Here is a 20,079-nt window from a genome sequence, read left to right as displayed (position 1 = left end):
TTCCTCTGACAGAGTAAGATATGTTCTTCTCATAGCGTTCATCCCTTTCTTAGATAACACTATTATACCACACATTATCCTCAAAATATATAGTAGCTATTTAATTTACGTTATACTAGATGTAAATAGCAATTAAATAACCGAAGTGTAGGATTCCTTTTTTCAAAGTCTTTTAGGAACTCATCCAATATCTTGACAGCTAACTCTCCTTCTTCCGTCCCTACGGCCATATCTCCACAATTTCCAATCTGAAAGATCACCTCATGAAAAAGCTTCTCCTGTTTCCCCAACCGTATCTTTTCATAATAATTGGTAATCTTTCGATCATTTCGTTTTCCAACATTGTATCTCTCCACGGCCTCATCAAACAACTCTTTGTAAACTTCCTGTAGGTTTTCATTTCGGTAACAGATATTATATTGCGTTCTTTTCAGATCTACATTTTCTGCTACAAAATCTCGTCTGTTATGAGCCAGTGAACCGGCTCCAATCATGCCACTGATTGTTCGTTTTATCATATGTTTTCTCACCTCTTCTCTGTTTGAGTGCCAGATATGGCACATAATTTTTATTTACGCCAGACATGGCGATATTTAAGAAACTTTCGCCGGATACGGAGGTTTTGTTACTTTTGTCAAAAGTAACGCAAAAGCACTTTCGACAGCCGTACCGTCCATCAAAAGTACCCTTGCGCCCTGCGGGGCTATTTACTCCGGTATCCTTGCCTGCACATATTCCAGATTTCCACAATACGGTGTCCCCACCAGATACCATTCCCTTGCCAGGTTCATCTCCATTCTGGTCTGTACCCACTTGTCATCCACTAATACTTCCAGACCTTCTCCACAGTGAAATCCTGTATCAATCCATAAGTCCGATGACAATAATCCATATCTTCCATTGCAGCTGTTATATCCTAATCTTCCCTGTTTCATCAGTTTCTTCTCCTCTCCTGTCTGTAAACGGAATTTGTAAACACAGCTCAAAAGATTTTAAAAGTTAACTTTTCCATTCTTTTCACAAAGTCTCGTTTACATTGTTTACAGTTGTTTTTTCTCAAATGGTATCTCCAGTTGTTCCAGTACTTTCATAAATCCATCCTTGTCTTTTTTCTCAGTACCTTCTATTCGTTTCCATGACCGCTGGATACCATATTCCTTTCCGAAACGGTGAGTTCCGTGTGCTTTCCATCCTTCGATTGCATTGTTCATAATATTTGAGATTTCTTTGCTTTCCCACTGTTTCATCTCACCTGTCCGATGCAGTGCATCATCAAACAAAAGCTTTGTACATACATAATCGTCTTCATAGTCATCAAGAAACGCCTGGATAATTCCTGCATTTGTATCTTCCGGCATAAATTCTTTCTGCAGTTTCTTCGCTTCTTCTTCAATCTCTTTTGTAAAACTAAGGTATACATTTCCCTGTTGATAAAGCACCATAGCCTCTGCCCATGCCTGTACAATATAAGCTCTGCTCTCTTCTTCATTGTCCAGAATATGAACTTCTGCTTTTGTTACATCTGTCATAATCGGGGCAAATCTCCTATTTCCGGTTCTGTCTAATGGAAGAAAATTAAGATCATTCGATGTTCCGCAGAATACACACTGTCGTGGTCTGTCCTCTGGGTAAACCTCATAAGGAACTTTGTAAGTTTCTTTCTGTCTGCTTAGAAACGATTTAATCTGTTCAATGTTCTTTGCAGTCACAGTTGCTTTCATTTCTCCCATCTCTATGATCCAATGGTTTTGTAATTTCCGGTAAATATTTTCATCATCCAAGTGATCCAGATTGTCACTGAACCAATCGTCATTTATCGCCAGATATTTGAAAAAAGTAGATTTTCCGGCTCCCTGACTTCCTACCAGACAAAGCATAATATCATACTTTATTCCCGGTTCATATATCCTGGATATTGCTGCCAGCATGTGCATTTTCATCACACCAATCGTATAACTGTTCTTGTCAGCGCCCAGAAACCGTGTCAGCAAATTCTCAATTCGTGGAACACCGTCCCACACCAGGCTCTCCAGATAGTCCCGGATTGGATGATACTTATTTTCATTGGAAACAATATCCACTCCCTTTTTTATTACACGTTCACTAGTGATCTCATAATTATCTTCCAGATACATCTTCAAATTACTATCGTCTGTATCTGTAACTGTGAGACTCTCACTTCTCCGTTCCCAGGGCACCTCTTTTACAATGTCCATTCTTCCAGAAAGCTCATTTCGTTTAATTGCTTTTTTCAACACTGGATCTTTTTGTAATACCGTTACACAATTTCGGATTGTCTGTCTGGTTCTGCCTTTATCTGTATGAGCCAGCATTTCATTAACATCCTCGACTGTAAGCATTTCCTCGTCCACAATATTCTCTAATTCCATCAAGGACTTCTCGCTGATATTTGTTAACTCTTTCTTCAATTCGTTCAACCTCCCTTCTTTTCACTTTGAAAAAATCTATAATTTCTTCTCCGGCTCCAAACATCAGCACATCCAGATAGTCATTTATTCTTCTTTCATTTGCCAATGCCTCCGTAAATAATTCGTGCCATTCTTCTTGTGGTTTTGGTTTATAAAATTCTTTCCAGAACTGAATCCACCTCAGATATCGGATCAGCACATCTGTCGCATAGTTTAGCCACTGCTCTAATTTTTCTCTGATCAGCACAACTTTAGGTTTTTGCATTTTCAGGGGAACCCTATTTTCGGTTCTTTTACACTTTCTCTTATCTTCGATATGAATATCTAATCCCAAATCTTTGATAAGCTTTTTTGCTGCTTCATACTGCGATAGTCCAAATAGCCTCGCCGTGAAATCAATCGCATCCCCACCCGCTCCACAGCCAAAGCAATGATACATTTTATCTGCTTTCATGCTCGGATGCCTGTCGCTGTGAAACGGACAGCAAGCCATCCCATTATTTTTAACTTTAATTCCGTAATGCTCTGCAGCCTGCCTGGCTGTTACGCACTCTTTTACCTGTTCAAATATTGTCATATCCACCTCCTGCCCTTCCGGGCAAGTCTCTGATGAACAGATATTCGGGAATTGTTGTATCGTTCAATTCGTGATATACTGAATCTGCCAAGATGATATATCAGTGAATCTGATTATCAGAGAACTTGCTCAGATATTTTGTCTGGGCTTTTTCTTTTTGTCTGTCAGTAGCCATGGTTCCACTCCTTATACGAATCTCCTTGTTGGGATAATGATAATTTCAAATTTGCTTCCATCTTCTAATTCAAGAAGAATCGCATAATCCGAATCTCGATCCGGTAAAATGGAACTTATCTTCAACTTCTTGCTGTAATTGAGCGTATCAAATATTTTTCTGACTACTTTCTTTGTTTTCATGTGTCTTTTCCTCCATATTTAACGTTTGTTATCCAACATCTCAGCTACTTTTTTCTGCTGTGACGGATACAAGTGACCATAAGTGTTCAGTGTCATCTGAATGTCTTTGTGACCAAGTCTTTCTTTAATGATCAAAGGCTCCACTCCCTGATAAATCAGATAGGCAACATGACTGTGCCTTATATCATGCACTCTGATTTTCTTCACACCGCTCTGTCTTTCATATCTTTTGAGACGTTTCTGCAGTGTTCTTGCCACGATTGGAAATAATCTCTGGTTTTCCGGAAATCCATAACGTTTCTTCGCATATTCCTGTACTTCTTCTTTCAAAAAATTAGGAATGTCAATGGTGCGGACTGAATTTTCCGTTTTGGGAGTATCGATCACATCTCGCTTCTGAATTCGGTTATAGGTCTTGTTGATATGCAGCCTGTTCCCGCTCATATCAAAATCCGAAAGACTCAGTGCCAGAAGTTCCCCTTCCCTTATACCGGTCCAAAACAGGATTTCAAATATCAGATAATCCTCACTTCCCGGATCAATCACCTTAATAAAACGGTCATATTCTTCTTTTGTCCAGAATTCCAGTTTGTCTGCGTCTGATTTTCCCATACGCTTTACTTTCTTACATGGATTTTCTTTCAGGTTGTAAATTTTCTGTGCATGATTGAACAATGCATTCAACTGATTCTGAATCATTCGTTCATAAGTCTTGCTGTAACCTTTTTCCTGAATGGTATTCTGCCACTGGATAACATCTGCCGGTGTGATTTCATTCATTTTTCTTGTTCCAAAATACGGAACAATGTGCTTATTCATCATGTGCTGCTTATTACGGACTGAATTTTCTTTCAACTCTTTTCTCTTGTCCTCAAAATAAACTTCGATGAAACTTCCCATCTCCATTTTCATATCCGCTGCAGTCTTTCTTATGAATTCCTTTTCATAATTCAATGCTTCTTTCTTTGTCTTGAACCCTCTTTTCAGCTTCTGCGTTTTCTTTCCTGTCCAGTCAATATAACGGAAGCTCACATACCAGGTTCCCTGTTTTGTGTCTTTGTAAGCTGACATCTTAAAACCTCCTTCACATTGCTCTCTGAGAGCACCCATAAAATTTTGTTTCCCAGTAAGGACGTGGAATCTTTCCACGAACTGCCACATATCCTTCCTTTGCCAGTTCATCATTGAGCTGTTTTAAAATGGAATATGCTTTACTGCGTTTCACGCCTAATTCTTCCATGACATCATCAACGGTCATCATATAACTAGTTCTCATATTGTCCTCCTTTCCAGTCACTTTTGTGACTCTTTTGATGTTCTCTATCATAATTCACTTTTGTGACTTTGTCAATAACCTTTTGCGAATTTAATTTTTATATTCCAAAGTGTTTTATAATCCACTCTGAGAAAACAACCTCTTTCGCAACATTCACTTTTGTGCTAGAATAGAAGCACAAATATAATTAAGGAGGCAGCCATAATGGTAGGTAAAAAAATCCGGGCGTACCGGGAATTCAGAGGATACAGTCAGATACAATTAGCCGAGCTGTCCGGCATTAATGTTGGTACGATCAGAAAATATGAACTGGGAATCCGGAATCCAAAACCGGATCAGTTAGAAAAGATTGCAACTGCACTGGGATTAAATGTAAGTGTTTTTCTTGATTTCAATATTGAGACAGTTGGAGATGTACTCTCCATCCTATTTGCAATCGATGACTCTGTAAATCTTTCTCTCTCAGAGACCTCAGATCAGAATATTGCAATGACATTTGATAATCCTACAATGCAGGATTTCTTTAAGAAATGGTGTCAGTTCAAAAATGTCTACGAAAAGGAAAAAGCTGAAATATTAGCTATTGAAGATGAAGATAAAAGACAAGTAGAACTGGACAAGCTGGACGCTACCCAGGAAGAATGGAAATTGCGTGCCATGGGAACTACGATAGGTTGTCATACTATCGTTAAAAAAGGTTCCGAGGGGAATACTGTCAGAGTTTATGATCTAACTTAATTTTGGCATTTATAGAAAGTGTGACAAAATGGTTACTTTTAGATTAGTAGAAGAAACAGAACAATATCTTATTTATTGGTATTTTCCAGATGGTCATGAAGATGAGATGCATGGAATCATACTAATTGATAAATTGAATGAAACTGTAGAAATTCAAAAAATGGCACATAACGATTTTTCTCATATCGTTACTGTAGCTGAACAAAATGAACTCAGAGATTCTGTTAATGACATGAGAAGAGAAGAAGGACTTCCATTTTTAACGGAAGAAGAATGGCCTTCAGCAACAACTGAATTTACAAAAACTTTTTTTGCAGATCATGCAATCAGTAAAATTATAGAAGGCTACAATTCCGGGAAAATTTTAAAAGAAGGAATATCTGTCTGGTATTAAAAAGCGAAAATTATATATTTTGTTATCATTCTGCTATCACAAACGGTTGTCAGGACACTCTCCCGGCAACCGTTTTTCTATACCGTTCGTTATTCTTTTCTGTCCTTTTACATATTTTCGAGCAACAGAAAAACCCGTAGAACCGAAGTTCTACGGGTATCTTACGTTTGGACACAACGTTATCTTGCGATAACAAATCTATATTCAGATTGTATTACTCGATGATTGTAGCAACACGTCCTGATCCTACAGTACGTCCACCTTCACGGATAGCGAAAGTAAGACCCTGAGCCATAGCGATTGGGTGGATCAGTTCGATTGTCATTTCGATGTTATCTCCAGGCATGCACATTTCTGTTCCTTCTGGAAGGTTGCAAACACCTGTTACGTCAGTTGTTCTGAAGTAGAACTGCGGACGATAGTTGTTGAAGAATGGTGTATGACGGCCACCTTCGTCTTTTGTCAGAACGTAAACCTGAGCTGTGAATTTTGTATGGCATGTAAGTGTTCCTGGTTTAGCAAGAACCTGTCCACGCTCGATTTCGTTTCTCTGAACACCACGAAGAAGAGCACCGATGTTGTCACCAGCCTGAGCTTCGTCAAGAAGTTTACGGAACATTTCGATTCCTGTAACAACAACTTTACGTGTTTCTTCTTTGATACCAACGATTTCAACTTCTTCAGATACATGAAGAACACCAGCTTCTACTCTACCAGTAGCAACTGTTCCACGTCCTGTGATGGAGAATACGTCCTCTACAGGCATAACGAACGGTTTGTCTGTGTCACGCTGTGGGTCCGGAATGTACTCATCAACTGCGTTCATGAGTTCCATGATCTTGTCTCCCCATGGGCCAGCCGGATCTTCAAGAGCTTTAAGAGCAGATCCCTGGATAACCGGAATGTCATCTCCTGGGAAGTCATACTCGGAAAGAAGTTCACGAATTTCCATCTCAACCAGTTCAAGAAGTTCGTCATCATCTACCATATCACATTTGTTCATGAATACAACGATGTACGGAACACCAACCTGACGAGCAAGAAGAACGTGCTCTTTTGTCTGAGCCATAACACCATCTGTAGCAGCAACTACGAGGATAGCACCATCCATCTGAGCTGCACCTGTGATCATGTTCTTAACGTAGTCAGCATGTCCTGGGCAGTCAACGTGTGCATAATGTCTATGCTCTGTCTGATATTCAACATGTGCTGTAGAAATTGTGATACCACGCTCTCTTTCTTCTGGAGCTTTATCGATATCTTCGAAGTTTTCAACTGTGTTTCCTGGAACTCTTTCAGCCAGAACTTTTGTGATAGCTGCTGTTAAAGTTGTTTTACCATGGTCAACGTGTCCGATGGTACCAATGTTACAATGCGGTTTTGTTCTCTCAAACTTAGCCTTTGCCATTTTAAAATGTCCTCCTTAAAAACTATGCTCTTTCTTTCAGAGCGTTTTTATCAGTTTTTGACTTGCTATCCTTGATTATATTGCAAATCAAGGATATTTGCAAGCTTTTTTATATCATCAGTCTTTCTTAGAAAGAATCTTTTCCTGAACGGACTTCGGAACCTGTTCGTATTTCTCAAAGAACATGGAGTAGTTACCACGTCCCTGAGTTCTGGAACGAAGGTCTGTTGCATATCCGAACATTTCAGAAAGCGGAACGAATCCACGGATCATCTTACCACCGCCGATGTCATCCATACCCTCGATACGACCACGACGGGAGTTGATATCACCGATAACATCACCCATGTAATCTTCCGGAGTAGTAACTTCGACTCTCATGATAGGCTCAAGAAGAATCGGAGATGCTTTCTGCATAGCATCCTTGAATGCAAGGGAACCTGCAATATGGAATGCCATTTCAGAAGAATCGACTTCATGATAAGAACCGTCATATACGTTTGCATGAACGCCGACTACCGGGAATCCACCCAGAATACCAGCCTTCATAGCTTCTTCGATACCTTCGCCGACTGCCGGGATGTATTCCTTCGGAATAGCACCACCAACAACTGTGGATTCGAACTTGTACAGTTCTTCACCGTTGGCATCCATAGGCTCGAATTTAACTTTACAGTGACCATACTGTCCACGACCACCAGACTGTTTAGCATATTTGCTGTCGACGTCTACGGCTTTAGTAATAGTCTCTTTGTATGCAACCTGAGGAGCACCTACGTTAGCCTCTACTTTGAATTCACGAAGCAGACGGTCAACGATGATTTCCAGATGCAGCTCACCCATACCAGCGATGATTGTCTGACCTGTTTCCTGATTTGTATGAGCACGGAATGTCGGGTCTTCTTCTGCCAGTTTTGCAAGAGCTTCACCAAGTTTACCCTGGCCAGCTTTTGTCTTAGGCTCGATTGCAAGCTCGATAACCGGTTCCGGGAATTCCATAGACTCAAGGATTACCGGATGCTGGTCATCACAGATTGTATCACCAGTTGTGGTGAATTTGAAACCGATTGCTGCAGCGATATCTCCAGAATATACTTTATCCAGTTCCATACGTTTGTTAGCGTGCATCTGAAGGATACGGCCAACACGTTCTTTCTTGTCCTTAGTAGCGTTGAGTACGTAAGAACCAGAATTCATAGTACCGGAGTATACACGGAAGTATGCCAGTTTACCAACAAATGGGTCTGTCATAATCTTGAATGCCAGAGCGGAGAATGGTTCTTCATCAGAAGAATGTCTCACGATCGGGTTGCCTTCCAGGTCAACACCCTCGATTGGAGGAATGTCTGTTGGAGCAGGCATGAATTCAATGATTGCATCCAGAAGCTTCTGAACACCCTTGTTTCTGTATGCAGTACCGCAGCATACCGGTACAGCTGTACATTCGCAAGTAGCTTTACGAAGAACTGCTTTTAATTTATCATTAGACGGTTCTTCACCTTCCAGATATTCCATCATTAAATCGTCATCCAGTTCGCAGATCTTTTCTACGAGTTCTGTATGATAAAGTTCTGCTTCTTCCTGCATATCTTCCGGAATATCTGTGATGGAAATGTCTTCACCTTTCTCATCATTGTAGATATAAGCCTGCATTTCGAAAAGGTCGATGATTCCTTTGAATTCATCTTCTTTTCCGATTGGAAGCTGTAAGCAGATAGCGTTTTTACCAAGACGAGTCTTGATCTGATCTACAGCGTTGTAGAAGTTTGCACCGAGGATATCCATCTTGTTGATGAATGCCATACGCGGTACATTATAAGTGTCAGCCTGACGCCATACGTTTTCGGACTGAGGTTCTACACCACCTTTTGCACAGAAGACGCCGACAGCGCCGTCAAGTACACGGAGTGAACGCTCAACCTCTACGGTGAAGTCTACGTGTCCTGGTGTATCAATGATGTTAATACGATGTTCCAGAGCACCTGGTTTTGTCTTGCAGTGTTCCTGCAGAGTCCAGTGACATGTTGTAGCAGCGGAAGTAATTGTGATACCTCTCTCCTGCTCCTGCTCCATCCAGTCCATTGTTGCGGTACCTTCATGAGTATCACCGATTTTGTAGTTGACACCTGTATAATAAAGGATACGTTCTGTAAGAGTTGTCTTACCTGCATCGATATGAGCCATGATACCAATATTTCTGGTACGCTCAAGCGGGTATTCTCTACCTTCTTTTCCAGCCAATTGGATTTTCCTCCTTGATTAGAAACGATAGTGAGCAAATGCTTTATTTGCTTCAGCCATCTTGTGCATATCTTCTTTCTTCTTAACAGATGCGCCTGTGTTGTTCATTGCATCCAGAAGCTCGTTTGCAAGTCTCTCCTCCATAGTCTTCTCGCCTCTTTTACGAGAATATGTGGTGAGCCAGCGAAGAGCCAGTGCCTGACGTCTGTCTGCTCTTACCTCGATCGGAACCTGATAAGTAGCACCACCGATACGTCTTGCTTTTACTTCGAGAAGTGGCATGATGTTGTTCATAGCCTCTTCAAAAACTTCGATAGCTGGTTTGCCAGCTTTTTCTTCGATTCTGGCGAATGCGCCGTATACAATCTTCTGAGCGACACCTTTCTTACCGTCTAACATGATGTTGTTGATAAGTTTGGTAACCACTTTGTTGTTGTACATCGGGTCTGCCAGAACGTCTCTTTTCTGAGTATGTCCTTTACGTGGCACGTTACTTCCCTCCTTAATCAAAATGATTAAATCATCGGTACTCACTTTTAAAACTAAGGTGTTCGCACTGGTAAAGTCCTATATTTAACCCGCAACCGACAGGGTATATGGAATACCGTACAATATTTATAGCTATAAGTGAATCTTCGAATGATTACTTTTTCTTAAAATTTACTTATTTCTTTTTAGGTCTCTTAGCACCATATTTGGAGCGGGCCTGTTTTCTGTTTGCTACACCTGCAGTATCCAGTGTACCTCTGATGATGTGGTATCTGGTACCAGGTAAGTCCTTAACACGACCTCCACGGATAAGAACAACGCTATGCTCCTGAAGGTTGTGACCTTCTCCTGGGATATAGCTTGTTACTTCGATTCCGTTGGAAAGACGAACTCTGGCGATCTTTCTAAGAGCTGAGTTAGGTTTCTTAGGTGTTGCAGTTTTAACTGCTGTACAAACTCCACGTTTCTGTGGTGCAGACTGTTCAACAGCTTTCTTTCTTAAAGAGTTGAATGTTCTCTGCAGAGCCGGTGCTGTAGATTTCTTTACAGCTGTCTGACGTCCTTTTCTTACTAACTGGTTGAATGTTGGCATTCCATTTCACCTCCCGATTGATTTCTCCATGGTTTACCATGGGGTTACGCGGTTGCTATTGTCAAATGAATAAATATTGCGCACAAAAAAACAGCGTTCCTATTGCACGCTTGCTCATTATATCCCGTAAAAATACGGCTGTCAAGCCATTTTACAGGATTTTTTCTTTATTTTACGATTTTATGATGATTGCTTTTTGCGCCCACTCTTATTATAATAAGAAAAACAAATTTTCACTTTATCATTTTACTTCTATATTATAAGAAAGGATTTTTTATGAAAAGTAAATTCAGCCTTCCGGCGATCCTGCTTCTTATTACCGGAGTCCTGCTTATAGCCGGTATATTTTTCATCGGCATCCAAACGCGACAGCAAATTCAGGATACGAAAAAACAGCTTGAAACTTTCAGTTCTCAGGCCGATGAAGAACAAAAAACTCTGAGTGAAGCACAGTCTTCTTTCGCCGCTGCCATTCAGAGTAAAAAAGATCTTCTCAATTACTATGAAAAGAAAGCTTCAGCAAAGCAGCCTGTCGTTCAGGAACACATGGATTCCAACGAATCTTCTGCAGACGCCCCGGCTTCTGTATTCAGTCAGGTAAATTAAAGAAAGGATTATTCCCATGAAAAAGAACAGACAAAACCGCCCTTCATTTCTCTATGCAGTCATTATTTTTCTTGCACTTGTCATTCTCGCACTCGGTGCACTGACACTTTATTCCCTACAGGATCTGATTGATCTGCGTTCAAAAGTTTCCGGGCTTCAAACCACCGTACAGGAACTTTCTGATGCATCCGCCGACCTCGTAAAACAGGCCCAGGAGCTTGCAGGCCTGAATAATCAGCTCGACAATGCTTCCGACAGCACTGTCTCTGATAATACTGACAGCAGTGAAGTTCAAGATTCACAGGAGGAAGGCACACTTTCACCTTCTCATTCATCTGCTTTCTCAGATTCCACTGACGAGAGTCTGGATAATCTGCTTTCTCAAATCAGACCATTACTTCCTCAGGATAACGGCACATGGTCTGTATATGTATGTAACCTTATGAAAAATACAGAAGGCACCATTGACGATCAGCAGATGCAGGCTGCCAGCCTGATCAAACTTTTCATCATGGGTGCCGTCTATGAAAATTTCGATTCACTTTGTGACGCATACGGAGCTGATTCCGTAAACAATTATCTGAATCCAATGATTACCGTAAGTGACAATGACGCAGCAAACGCACTTGTCAACATGCTCGGATACGGTGATGATGCTACAGGTATGGATGTTGTAAACAGTTTCTGTCAGGCGCACGGATATACCAGCACTTCTATGGGTAGACTCCTCCTTCAGGATAATACCTACGGTGATAATTATACTTCTGTCAGCGATTGTGGTCATTTTCTGAAAGAAATCTATCAGGGTAATGCAGATACCGCAGATACCACACTTTCTCATACCGATGCAATGTACTCTCTTCTCAAAATGCAGGAGAGACGAAATAAAATCCCGGCAAATCTCCCGGAAGGTGTAAAAGTTGCCAACAAAACCGGCGAACTCGATGACGTTGAAAACGATGCCGGAATCATATACAGCACCGCAAAAGGTATTGATCTGGTCGTTTGCTTCATGTCACAGAATCTCACTGATTCCGGTGCTGCACAGGCATCTATCGCACAGGATGCCCGACTTATTTATGGTTATTATAACGAATAAATGTAACTATTCAGAAGGTAGTATCCCGCGAGGCGTTTTGGCATGTTTTCTGCCAAAATCCCGAGACATACAAGGCAAAATGCCATCACCGAAGGTGATTTGGAATGCATTTTGACTCGTAACTGTGAGGGTACTGAACAGTTACGAATAAATTATGAAATATCCTTCTTGTCTTCTTCATAGGACATCTCCCAGATATCTGCAAATACTGCCAGCGGGCAGTCCGTAAGGAGGCACATCAGAAGGAAACATTCATATGGATTTACAATGTAAATCTCACTCATACCGCATTTATGCAGGATTTCCTGAATCTCTTCCAGGAAATGATGGTATCGGTTATACGGGTCATCATCCTGCATTTCCTGCGATACAATAAAAAATTCGAGCGTAATCAGATCAAATCTCTCTACAGGAAATTTATGATTCAGAATACTGTTGATTCTCTGTCGGCTGAAACGTTTCTGGCTGAAGTGCTTCGCCAGGATCGAGGCCGACATTTTTTTCAGATTTCCCATTTTATTCACAGGTATACCGCTGCAGATGACTTTTTCCACATCGGAATCTGTAATATCTGAAATATTCCACACCTTATTTCTGGATTTCTCTTCCTCGTCTCTCTGATACATTTTGGCGATAATTTCCTTTGCCTTTGTGAGCAGACGTACAAACTCCTGAAATGCCTGACTCTTTTCGGACATCGGATCATCTGTCCCTGCCTTCACATATGCAAGGTATGCCAGGAGTTTTTCTTCTGTATCCAGACAGATTTTCCCGGAATACACTTGTGGCGCATCTGTATAGTTTGCATCCGGCTGTAAATTTTCATATTTTTTCTTCAGTTCTTCTGCCTTGTGATAGCCAAGCTGCCTGTAATAGCAGAACCAGTAAATCACTTCATCCGGATTATGAAAATCAAAATCCTGTTCTCTCAGTACACGAGTCAGAAAATCTGACACATCTTCCACGCTCATCCGCAGTCCGAATCCCAACAGAAAAACGGTCTCTCTTTTAACAGAAGCCTGCGTCAGCCAGTTATTTGCAAGTGACGTAAGCTTCGTCGATGTCGGGTTCATGGATTTTGGGGTGCAGGTTTCATGGAAGGATTCTATCACTATATCTCTGTAGATATCCTGTGTTACTTCATTATATGGTTCTTCCAGGCCTGCACGTTCATAAATATAGCGTTTCAGATGATCTCCGAAAGAAACAAGTTCCATTTCTTTATATAAATAATGAAAAATTACATCCGCATCTTCATCTTCAAATTCATCAAGGCTGACTACCTGTCTGAATTTCTGCGCAGCTTTCCTTGTAAATTCAAAATCTTTTACGGAATCAAAAGCAACGGTCTGCTCAAAGTCAAGATCCTGCATTCTATTTTTCATGATATATCACCTTCATGTCTTTTTAGCTGATGCCACATGCGTTTCCACCAGTTTTCATTTTGCTTCTCTATTTCACACAAAATCACAGTAATATTGTCTCTGCCGCCTTTTTTCAGCGCACGTTCAACGAGCACCTGAACAGTTTCTTCTGTCGAAATCTCTCTTGTGAAAATATCAGCAATTTCGCCATCCGACAGCATATCTGTAATCCCATCCGAACAGATTAAATATCGGTCACCTTCTATAATAGGGTATCCTGACACAGATGGTACCAGCTGCAAATCTTCTTCCTTCATTCCGAGATACTGAGTCAATGGAGCTTTTCCCAGAAAATGTCTGCCCAGTATGTGATCCTCGGAAATCTGACCGAATTTCCCGGAGCTACTTCTATATATCCTGCTGTCTCCAAGATTACATCCGTAAATAATATCATCACCAAATGCGAGCATCGCTGCAGTCGTTCCCATGCTGTCAATCCGATTTTCTGTACCATAATTGCAGACTGCCTGATTCATCTTCTCACAGGCTTCAATCAGAAAACGATCTCCCTCTCTGCGAACACGCTCCTTTTGTTCTTTATAATGCATTCCACAGGATTCGGCTGCAAGAAATGCGGCCATTTCACCACAGCTTTCACCGCCCATTCCGTCAAAAACTGCCATCACCGGAAGCTCCGACTGTTTCCTGCAGCCGCTTTGAATATGGCTCATTCCCTGATTCTGTGCGCTCAGAAATTCTCCGCAGCACCAGAAATTATCTTCATTATTATTACGTATCTTTCCGATATGACACGTATATGCATATTTAATCTGATACGCCATATTTCACCCTTTCTTACGATTCAGCATTGCTTTCGGCAGAAAGATTCAGCTGATTCTTGTACTCTTCTGCAAAATTCCGGTACTTTTCTCCGCGACTCTTGTATTCATCATTGTCAGTTTCGTTATCATGACAGCGATTATTCTCATCAATCCAGCGAACTAACTTACCCTCGTCATAATAATAACGATCAACCCTCTGTTCTCCGTCTTTCAAAGTACTTAATGTATGACTATCTGCCCATATGTAAGCAAAAAACAGTTCATCATCCCAGTAATAATACTCCTGATAATCCCCGTCCTTTGACATAGAAGGATAGATCAGAACTTTCATCAACTGAACATTACCATTATCAAGCTGTTTCAAATAACTGATCTTTCCCTGATCTTCTGAACCGATCCAGCTGTAACTGTTCAGATTATCACTGATCTCCGTAGCCTGTGTCTGAATCTTCTCCAGTGTCTCCTGAAGCTGCTTATTCTCTGCCGTCTGAACTGTTTCTGTTACAGATTTTTTCAGTTGCTGTAACTCTGCATTTGCCCTGAGCATCCAGATAAATACACCGATAATTACGCAGACCGCAACCAGCATAATCAGAACTGCGGCTACCAGTGGATCAAATTTTTTGCGTTTCTTTTTAGATGTTTTTCTCTGTGGGGCACCCTTCTTCGACTTTGAAACTGGCATCTGCTTTTGTACCGGTTTCCGGACTGCAACAGTCTTCTCAACTTCCCCCGCCAGCTGTTTTTCCGGTTCATCTGCGATCTTTGTCTTTTGATTTGTCTGTTTATGTTTGCGCTGACCGTGCTTTGACAAAGTGTTTTCCCCGGATCTCAACCGTTCCAGTACTTCCCGGAACTCCACTGCAGTCTGATATCGTTTATCACGGTCATACGCACATGCCTTCAAAATCACTTCGCCCAAAGTATTATCTGCCTGTGCCGGCATCGGCAGTTCTTCTCCTGCCATTCTCCGGTTGAGCGCATTTTCTTTATCGTGGTATGTAATCAGCTGTTTCTGCAGGCTGATAAAAGGCAGCCGGTTATGATTGCAGAGCTTATATAAAACAATTCCCAGTGAATAAATATCCACCCGGGCATCGTATTCTTCACCCTTGTACATTTCCGGAGCCATGTAGGAGAATGTCCCCTTTTTGGATAGGCCGCTCATCGACCGGTCAAGTTCACGGGCAATGCCAAAATCTCCCAGTTTGAATTCGCCAAATCTCGATACAAAAATATTTTCCGGTTTGATATCACGATGTATGATATTCTGGCACTGACAATACTCCAGCGCTTTGCAGAGATCGATTCCGAGGTGAATCACATCCTCTTCTTTTAACGGTTTCTCCGCACAATACTCCATAAAGCTTGTAAGATATTCCATTCGGATAAAGATATCCCATCCGATATCATCCAGATACTCCACAACTTTATAATCTTCAACAGAAACAACATAGGAGTTTCCACGAAAGTATTCCATTGTGCTGACTTCCTGAATGCATTCATCAACAAGTCCCTGAAAATACTCTTTCACAGACTGTTCATTAGGACTTTCAGAGCGGACACTGCTCAGCTCACCCTGATTTGAGGGGATCGTGATGACTTTTATTGCAGAGTAAAATGTTGTTCCCTGCTCTGTCCGGCATGCTTTATAAACTTTACCAAAAGAACCTTCGCCGATTTTTTCAACAATCTTCCATTCCGGCCATACAGATACCGGCAAATGTTTATCCATCATTCCCCCTCCTTTCCTTCTGAAATATCTTTCCATTTATAGTCGCTCACATGCCCCTAGTATAGCATGTTCACCTGCCTCTGTCTGTAATTTTCGATATTTTTCCATATTTTTTCATACAATATTCATATTTACAACGTCTTCTTAAGGAATAGTTTTAGATGCAAAAATCCCCGACTGTACCGCAGTACAGTCAGGGATTCTATATTTTACTCTTCTGTTGTATCTTCTGTTATATCTTCTGTTGGCTCTTCGTCCACATCGTCCAAAATTTCTTCATCGGCATCATCCATTATGATGAGTTCTTCATCTTCCGGAAGTGCTTCTGCAGTTTCTTCGGACTCTGCCGGGATTTCTTCCGGCATTCCGGTATCAAGCTGAATGTCTCTGTAACGTTTCAGACCGGTTCCGGCCGGGATCAGCTTACCAATGATAACGTTTTCTTTCAGACCTACAAGGTGGTCAACTTTACCCTTGATTGCTGCTTCTGTCAGAACCTTGGTTGTCTCCTGGAAGGATGCTGCTGACAAGAAAGAATCTGTTGCCAGAGATGCCTTGGTAATACCAAGCATGATCTGTTTTCCTTCTGCCGGTGTCTTTCCTTCTTTTTCGAGTTTTTCATTGACTTCTTCAAATTCAAGAACATCAACGAGTGTTCCCGGAAGGAACTCTGTATCTCCGTTTTCTTCGATACGGATCTTCTTCAGCATCTGGCGAACGAGAACTTCGATATGTTTATCACTGATCTCAACACCCTGCAGACGGTATACACGCTGTACTTCACGAAGCATGTAATCCTGAACTGCACGAACGCCTTTGATTCTCAGAATGTCATGTGGATTTACGCTACCTTCTGTCAGCTCATCACCAGCCTCCAGAACCTGTCCGTCAGCAATCTTGATACGTGATCCATAAGGAATCAGATATGTCTTAGAATCGCCGTTTTCCGGATTTGTAACGATAATCTCACGTTTTTTCTTAGTATCGTTGATTACAGCAACACCAGGAATTTCTGTGATAATAGCAAGACCTTTCGGCTTTCTTGCCTCAAAAAGCTCCTCAACTCGAGGAAGACCCTGTGTGATATCTCCACCGGCTACACCACCACTATGGAATGTACGCATGGTAAGCTGTGTACCAGGCTCACCGATAGACTGAGCTGCGATAATACCAACAGACTCACCAACCTGAACTGCTTCACCGGTTGCCATGTTTGCGCCATAACATTTTGCGCAGACACCAACCTTGCATTTACAAGTCAGAATTGTACGGATCTTAACTTCATCGATCGGGCCACCATTTGCGTTTACGCCCTCTTTCATGATACGGGCAGCACGTTTTGGTGTGATCATATGGTTTGCTTTAACAAGAACTTCACCATCTTTGTTTGTGATGGTCTCACAGGAGAAACGTCCTGTGATACGTTCCTGAAGGTTTTCGATTTCCTCTTTGCCATCCATGAAACCTTTGACATACATGCCGGAAATCTCATCTCTGTTTTCACAGCAGTCAGTTTCACGAACGATCAGCTCCTGAGAAACGTCAACCATTCGTCTGGTCAGGTAACCGGAATCGGCTGTACGAAGCGCTGTATCGGACATACCTTTACGAGCACCATGTGCAGACATGAAGTATTCCAGTACTTCAAGACCTTCACGGAAGTTTGACTTGATAGGAAGTTCGATCGTATGACCGGTTGTATCAGCCATCAGACCTCGCATACCTGCAAGCTGTTTGATCTGTTTATCGGAACCACGGGCACCGGAGTCAGCCATCATGAAGATGTTGTTGTATTTATCAAGACCATTCAGAAGTGCTTTGGTAAGCTCATCGTCAGTCTTCTTCCATGTTTCAACAACTTCTTTGTAACGCTCTTCTTCGGTGATAAGACCACGTTTGTAGTTCTTTGTGATCTTGTCAACGATATTCTGTGCATTCTGGATCATCTCAGGTTTCTGAGGCGGCACAGTCATATCGGAAATGGATACGGTCATTGCAGCACGTGTGGAGTATTTGTAACCGGTAGCCTTGATATCATCAAGAACTTCTGCGGTCTTCGTTACTCCGTGTGTATTGATGACTTTTTCCAGAATCTGTTTCAGCTGTTTCTTACCTACAAGGAAATCAACTTCAAGGAGAAGTTCATTACCCGGAATGCTTCTGTCAACAAATCCAAGATCCTGAGGAAGGATTTCGTTGAACAGGAAACGGCCAAGTGTAGATTCTACGACACCTGTCATTTCTCTTCCGTCTGCCAGAGTTCTTGTGCAGCGAACTTTGATCTTTGACTGAAGAGTGATAACTTTATTTTCATAAGCAAGAATTGCTTCGTTTACGCTCTTGAAGAACTTACCTTCTCCCGGATTTCCAGGTCTTTCCTGTGTCAGATAGTAGATACCAAGGACCATATCCTGTGACGGAACAGCTACCGGACCACCATCTGAAGGTTTCAGAAGGTTGTTTGGTGAAAGCAGAAGGAAACGGCACTCTGCCTGAGCTTCCTGTGAAAGTGGAAGATGAACAGCCATCTGGTCACCATCGAAGTCGGCGTTGAACGCAGTACAAACGAGCGGATGAAGTTTGATAGCTTTACCTTCTACAAGGATCGGCTCGAATGCCTGGATACCCAGACGATGCAGTGTAGGTGCACGGTTCAGCATAACCGGATGTTCTTTGATGACATCTTCCAGTACATCCCATACTTCCGGCTGAAGCTTTTCAACCATTTTCTTAGCATTTTTGATATTGTGTGAAGTTCCGTTTGCAACGAGTTCTTTCATAACGAAAGGTTTGAAAAGCTCGATTGCCATTTCCTTCGGAAGACCACACTGATAAATCTTAAGTTCCGGTCCAACGACAATAACGGAACGTCCTGAGTAGTCAACTCGTTTACCGAGCAGGTTCTGACGGAAACGTCCGGATTTACCTTTCAGCATATCGGAAAGGGATTTGAGAGCTCTGTTTCCAGGTCCTGTTACCGGACGGCCACGACGGCCGTTGTCGATCAGAGCGTCTACTGCTTCCTGAAGCATACGTTTTTCGTTACGCACGATAATATCCGGTGCGCCCAGCTCCAGAAGACGTTTCAGACGGTTGTTACGGTTGATAATTCTTCTGTACAGATCATTCAGGTCAGATGTTGCAAAACGGCCACCGTCAAGCTGTACCATAGGACGCAGATCCGGTGGAATAACCGGGATTGCTGTCATGATCATCCATTCCGGACGGTTTCCTGATTCACGGAAGGACTCTACAACTTCCAGTCTCTTGATGATTCTGGCACGTTTCTGTCCTGTAGCGTCAACCAGTTCTGCTTTCAGCTCTGCGGCATCTTTTTCGAGGTCGATTGCTTTGAGCAGTTCCATGATAGACTCTGCACCCATTCCTACACGGAAGTTGTATCCGTATGCTTCACGCGCATCCTGATACTCCTTCTCTGTAAGAACCTGTTTGTACTGAAGTCCGGAGTCTGCCGGATCCAGTACAATATAGTTTGCAAAGTATAAAACCTTTTCCAATGTTCTCGGAGAAAGATCAAGGATCAGTCCCATTCTTGACGGGATTCCCTTGAAATACCAGATATGGGATACCGGGGCTGCAAGCTCGATATGTCCCATACGTTCTCTTCTGACAGATGCCTTTGTAACTTCTACGCCGCATCGGTCGCAGACAACACCTTTATAACGGATCTTTTTGTATTTACCACAATGGCACTCCCAGTCCTTGCTTGGCCCGAAAATTTTCTCACAGAAAAGTCCGTCCTTCTCTGGTTTCAGAGTACGGTAGTTAATGGTTTCCGGTTTCAGTACCTCACCTCTGGACCATTCTCTGATCTTCTCAGGGGACGCCAGTCCGATCTTGATGGCATCGAAAGTCATTGGCTGATATGTTTCATTGGCTGTGGTTGTTTCTGCCATGTATTCTTTCCCCTT

General features: G+C 42.0%; 19 protein-coding genes. 4 read left to right on the top strand and 15 right to left on the bottom strand.

The window, feature by feature from the left end; genetic code table 11:
• Positions 1-110: 110 nt before the first annotated feature.
• The 7 genes from H8Z79_RS15180 to H8Z79_RS15150 all read right to left on the bottom strand — a co-directional run bounded on the left by H8Z79_RS15180 (position 111) and on the right by H8Z79_RS15150 (position 4,639).
• Positions 111-518, bottom strand: a complete 408-nt coding sequence (locus tag H8Z79_RS15180; protein WP_225877030.1) for a plasmid recombination protein — start codon at positions 516-518, stop codon at positions 111-113.
• Positions 519-707: 189 nt separating this feature from the next.
• The gene (locus H8Z79_RS15175; RefSeq protein WP_128866405.1) at positions 708-935 is read right to left on the bottom strand and encodes a DUF5348 domain-containing protein; all 228 of its coding nucleotides are present in this window, start codon (positions 933-935) and stop codon (positions 708-710) included.
• Between the two features lie 105 nt (positions 936-1,040).
• Positions 1,041-2,390 (bottom strand): virulence-associated E family protein, encoded by a 1,350-nt coding sequence (locus tag H8Z79_RS15170; protein WP_187002924.1) that lies wholly within the window; start codon positions 2,388-2,390, stop codon positions 1,041-1,043.
• Positions 2,338-3,006, bottom strand: a complete 669-nt coding sequence (locus H8Z79_RS15165; protein WP_187002923.1) for a CHC2 zinc finger domain-containing protein — start codon at positions 3,004-3,006, stop codon at positions 2,338-2,340. The genes H8Z79_RS15170 and H8Z79_RS15165 overlap by 53 nt, the downstream gene beginning before the upstream one ends.
• A gap of 186 nt (positions 3,007-3,192) precedes the next feature.
• On the bottom strand, positions 3,193-3,363 hold the full coding sequence (locus H8Z79_RS15160) for a hypothetical protein (RefSeq protein WP_165854697.1): 171 nt from the start codon (positions 3,361-3,363) through the stop codon (positions 3,193-3,195).
• Between the two features lie 18 nt (positions 3,364-3,381).
• Entirely contained in the window at positions 3,382-4,434 is a 1,053-nt protein-coding gene (locus H8Z79_RS15155) for a site-specific integrase (protein WP_187002922.1), read from the bottom strand.
• A gap of 13 nt (positions 4,435-4,447) precedes the next feature.
• Positions 4,448-4,639, bottom strand: coding sequence for a helix-turn-helix domain-containing protein (locus H8Z79_RS15150; RefSeq protein ID WP_187002921.1), 192 nt, complete (start codon positions 4,637-4,639; stop codon positions 4,448-4,450).
• 204 nt (positions 4,640-4,843) lie between these two features.
• Here H8Z79_RS15150 and H8Z79_RS15145 point away from each other — a divergent pair, with 204 nt between their 5' ends.
• Both H8Z79_RS15145 and H8Z79_RS15140 read left to right on the top strand, forming a co-directional pair.
• The gene (locus H8Z79_RS15145) at positions 4,844-5,377 is read left to right on the top strand and encodes a helix-turn-helix domain-containing protein (protein WP_187002920.1); all 534 of its coding nucleotides are present in this window, start codon (positions 4,844-4,846) and stop codon (positions 5,375-5,377) included.
• A 28-nt stretch (positions 5,378-5,405) separates the two neighbouring features.
• Entirely contained in the window at positions 5,406-5,771 is a 366-nt protein-coding gene (locus tag H8Z79_RS15140) for a hypothetical protein (protein WP_187002919.1), read from the top strand.
• A gap of 214 nt (positions 5,772-5,985) precedes the next feature.
• Here H8Z79_RS15140 and tuf read toward each other — a convergent pair whose 3' ends face one another.
• The 4 genes from tuf to rpsL form a co-directional block, all read right to left on the bottom strand.
• Positions 5,986-7,179 carry an elongation factor Tu gene (gene tuf / locus H8Z79_RS15135; RefSeq protein ID WP_015541736.1) on the bottom strand — a complete coding sequence of 398 codons (1,194 nt, stop codon included), beginning with the start codon at positions 7,177-7,179 and terminating at the stop codon, positions 5,986-5,988.
• A 117-nt stretch (positions 7,180-7,296) separates the two neighbouring features.
• Positions 7,297-9,420 (bottom strand): elongation factor G, encoded by a 2,124-nt coding sequence (gene fusA / locus H8Z79_RS15130; RefSeq protein ID WP_225877029.1) that lies wholly within the window; start codon positions 9,418-9,420, stop codon positions 7,297-7,299.
• 18 nt (positions 9,421-9,438) lie between these two features.
• The gene (gene rpsG / locus H8Z79_RS15125; protein WP_044925146.1) at positions 9,439-9,909 is read right to left on the bottom strand and encodes a 30S ribosomal protein S7; all 471 of its coding nucleotides are present in this window, start codon (positions 9,907-9,909) and stop codon (positions 9,439-9,441) included.
• Positions 9,910-10,084: 175 nt separating this feature from the next.
• A complete protein-coding gene (gene rpsL / locus H8Z79_RS15120; RefSeq protein WP_005423305.1) occupies positions 10,085-10,501 on the bottom strand; it encodes a 30S ribosomal protein S12 in 417 nt (138 codons plus the stop codon).
• Positions 10,502-10,777: 276 nt separating this feature from the next.
• Between rpsL and H8Z79_RS15115 the strand changes: the two genes are divergently transcribed.
• Positions 10,778-11,107, top strand: a complete 330-nt coding sequence (locus H8Z79_RS15115) for a hypothetical protein (RefSeq protein WP_015541735.1) — start codon at positions 10,778-10,780, stop codon at positions 11,105-11,107.
• 16 nt (positions 11,108-11,123) lie between these two features.
• On the top strand, positions 11,124-12,206 hold the full coding sequence (locus H8Z79_RS15110) for a serine hydrolase (RefSeq protein WP_118039263.1): 1,083 nt from the start codon (positions 11,124-11,126) through the stop codon (positions 12,204-12,206).
• Positions 12,207-12,358: 152 nt separating this feature from the next.
• Here the strand turns inward: H8Z79_RS15110 and H8Z79_RS15105 are convergent, their stop codons facing one another.
• The 4 genes from H8Z79_RS15105 to rpoC form a co-directional block, all read right to left on the bottom strand.
• Entirely contained in the window at positions 12,359-13,591 is a 1,233-nt protein-coding gene (locus H8Z79_RS15105) for a hypothetical protein (protein ID WP_015541733.1), read from the bottom strand.
• The gene (locus H8Z79_RS15100; RefSeq protein ID WP_015541732.1) at positions 13,588-14,412 is read right to left on the bottom strand and encodes a PP2C family protein-serine/threonine phosphatase; all 825 of its coding nucleotides are present in this window, start codon (positions 14,410-14,412) and stop codon (positions 13,588-13,590) included. The genes H8Z79_RS15105 and H8Z79_RS15100 overlap by 4 nt, the downstream gene beginning before the upstream one ends.
• A gap of 13 nt (positions 14,413-14,425) precedes the next feature.
• Positions 14,426-16,150 (bottom strand): serine/threonine-protein kinase, encoded by a 1,725-nt coding sequence (locus H8Z79_RS15095; RefSeq protein ID WP_225877028.1) that lies wholly within the window; start codon positions 16,148-16,150, stop codon positions 14,426-14,428.
• Positions 16,151-16,356: 206 nt separating this feature from the next.
• The gene (gene rpoC, locus H8Z79_RS15090) at positions 16,357-20,064 is read right to left on the bottom strand and encodes a DNA-directed RNA polymerase subunit beta' (protein ID WP_015541730.1); all 3,708 of its coding nucleotides are present in this window, start codon (positions 20,062-20,064) and stop codon (positions 16,357-16,359) included.
• Positions 20,065-20,079: the final 15 nt, after the last annotated feature.

The sequence above is a fragment of the Blautia intestinalis genome (assembly GCF_014297355.1).
Classification (GTDB): Bacteria; Bacillota; Clostridia; order Lachnospirales; family Lachnospiraceae; genus Blautia_A; species Blautia_A intestinalis.
Note: the sequence above shows the minus strand (reverse complement) of the source record. Positions and strands in the feature narration are given on the sequence as shown.

Coding starts and splice junctions, on each gene's coding strand:
- H8Z79_RS15180 (WP_225877030.1), bottom strand. CDS start 518: ATGATAAAACGAACAATCAGTGGCATGATTGGAGCCGGTTCACTGGCT.
- H8Z79_RS15175 (WP_128866405.1), bottom strand. CDS start 935: ATGAAACAGGGAAGATTAGGATATAACAGCTGCAATGGAAGATATGGA.
- H8Z79_RS15170 (WP_187002924.1), bottom strand. CDS start 2,390: ATGGAATTAGAGAATATTGTGGACGAGGAAATGCTTACAGTCGAGGAT.
- H8Z79_RS15165 (WP_187002923.1), bottom strand. CDS start 3,006: ATGACAATATTTGAACAGGTAAAAGAGTGCGTAACAGCCAGGCAGGCT.
- H8Z79_RS15160 (WP_165854697.1), bottom strand. CDS start 3,363: ATGAAAACAAAGAAAGTAGTCAGAAAAATATTTGATACGCTCAATTAC.
- H8Z79_RS15155 (WP_187002922.1), bottom strand. CDS start 4,434: ATGTCAGCTTACAAAGACACAAAACAGGGAACCTGGTATGTGAGCTTC.
- H8Z79_RS15150 (WP_187002921.1), bottom strand. CDS start 4,639: ATGAGAACTAGTTATATGATGACCGTTGATGATGTCATGGAAGAATTA.
- H8Z79_RS15145 (WP_187002920.1), top strand. CDS start 4,844: ATGGTAGGTAAAAAAATCCGGGCGTACCGGGAATTCAGAGGATACAGT.
- H8Z79_RS15140 (WP_187002919.1), top strand. CDS start 5,406: ATGGTTACTTTTAGATTAGTAGAAGAAACAGAACAATATCTTATTTAT.
- tuf (WP_015541736.1), bottom strand. CDS start 7,179: ATGGCAAAGGCTAAGTTTGAGAGAACAAAACCGCATTGTAACATTGGT.
- rpsL (WP_005423305.1), bottom strand. CDS start 10,501: ATGCCAACATTCAACCAGTTAGTAAGAAAAGGACGTCAGACAGCTGTA.
- H8Z79_RS15115 (WP_015541735.1), top strand. CDS start 10,778: ATGAAAAGTAAATTCAGCCTTCCGGCGATCCTGCTTCTTATTACCGGA.
- H8Z79_RS15110 (WP_118039263.1), top strand. CDS start 11,124: ATGAAAAAGAACAGACAAAACCGCCCTTCATTTCTCTATGCAGTCATT.
- H8Z79_RS15105 (WP_015541733.1), bottom strand. CDS start 13,591: ATGAAAAATAGAATGCAGGATCTTGACTTTGAGCAGACCGTTGCTTTT.
- H8Z79_RS15100 (WP_015541732.1), bottom strand. CDS start 14,412: ATGGCGTATCAGATTAAATATGCATATACGTGTCATATCGGAAAGATA.
- H8Z79_RS15095 (WP_225877028.1), bottom strand. CDS start 16,150: ATGATGGATAAACATTTGCCGGTATCTGTATGGCCGGAATGGAAGATT.
- rpoC (WP_015541730.1), bottom strand. CDS start 20,064: ATGGCAGAAACAACCACAGCCAATGAAACATATCAGCCAATGACTTTC.